This is a genomic window from Pseudomonas sp. P135, from assembly GCF_020312125.1.
GTDB classification, from domain to species: Bacteria; Pseudomonadota; Gammaproteobacteria; order Pseudomonadales; family Pseudomonadaceae; genus Aquipseudomonas; species Aquipseudomonas fragariae.
Window position 1 is genome coordinate 1 of the sequence record NZ_JAGPYR010000049.1, and the last position, 1,291, is coordinate 1,291.

Genomic DNA, 1,291 nt, shown 5'->3' on the forward strand with positions numbered 1-1,291 from the left:
TGACCTTGCCCCTGAAAAACGTATCCCTTGCCAGGTGCCTCAATAGCCGCAAGGATACGACATGACTAAGCCCAAGACAGATCGCGTTAAATACACCCTTGAGTTCAAACTTGAGGCCGTGCGACTGGTCGATACAGGCCTGACGCTTGCTGCCGCTGCCCGCTCTCTGGGTATATCCGACCAGACCTTGTTCAACTGGGTCAAGGCGCATCGCCAAGGCAGGCTGACCGGCGCTGACATCAAGTCTGTCACTCCCGAGCAGATGGAGATAAGCCGTCTACGAGCCGAGCTGGCACGCGTCAAGATGGAGCGCGACATTCTGGAAAAGGCGACGGCGTACTTCGCAAAAGCATCCAGCTGAAGTACGCGTTCATCTTTACTCATCGCCGTCTCTGGCCTATCGGTGTGCAGTGCCGGGTGCTGGGCGTCAGTGCGACCGGCTTTCATTGCCACCAAGCTCGCTGTGCAGTTAATTGCCCTCAACGAGGTTTAAGCGACGCAGCATTGCTCGTCCACATTCGCGCCGCTCATGCCCGCAGTCGTGGCAGCTACGGCTGGCCCAGGATCTGGCACGGTTTGCTGGCTGACGGCGTTCGCGTCGGCAAAGAGCGTGTGCAAAAGCTGATGCAGCTTCATGGTATTTGCGGCAAGGGCAAACGACGTTTCAAAGTGACCACTGATAGCGCTCATGACTTACCCATTTCGGAGAACCTGCTGGATCGCCAGTTCGCCGTGATGGAGCCTGACAGAGCTTGGGTGGGCGACATCACCTACATCCCGACAGATGAGGGCTGGCTGTTTCTGGCGGTAGTGGTAGACCTGTTCAGTCGCCAGATCGTGGGCTGGTCGATGGACGAGCGCATGAAAAGCAGCCTGGTGATTGATGCGTTGCGCATGGCCTGGTTCAAGCGTCATCCACATAAGGCCTCCGGACTGCTGTTTCATAGTGATCGCGGGAGCCAGTACGCCAGCTTTGATTTTCGTCATGTCCTTCAGGGCTACGGGATTGTCAGCTCGATGAGTCGACGGGGCAATTGCTGGGATAACGCGTGCAGCGAGACCGTGTTCGGCTCGTTGAAGGTGGAACGTCTGCATGGCTTGAAATTCAAAACCCGACGCGCTGCCAAGGACGAGGTCATTAACTGGCTGCTGTGGTACAACCAGGAGCGCCTGCACTCGACGCTTCATTACGTAAGTCCGATGCAATACGAGCAGAACTGGCAAAGGCAACAACCTTAGATACTCAACCCCGACGCCGGGTTAAGGGATACGTTTCTCGGGGGCAAGGTCA

1 protein-coding gene is annotated in these 1,291 nt (G+C 56.7%); it reads left to right on the forward strand.

The window, feature by feature from the left end; all coding sequences use genetic code 11:
- The first annotated feature begins 61 nt into the window (after positions 1–61).
- Positions 62–1,239 (forward strand): IS3 family transposase gene (locus KBY08_RS26230; protein WP_162886835.1). Its coding sequence is split into 2 segments (ribosomal slippage): positions 62–332 and positions 332–1,239, totalling 1,179 coding nucleotides; the frame shifts between segments, so codons are not numbered across the junction.
- Positions 1,240–1,291: the final 52 nt, after the last annotated feature.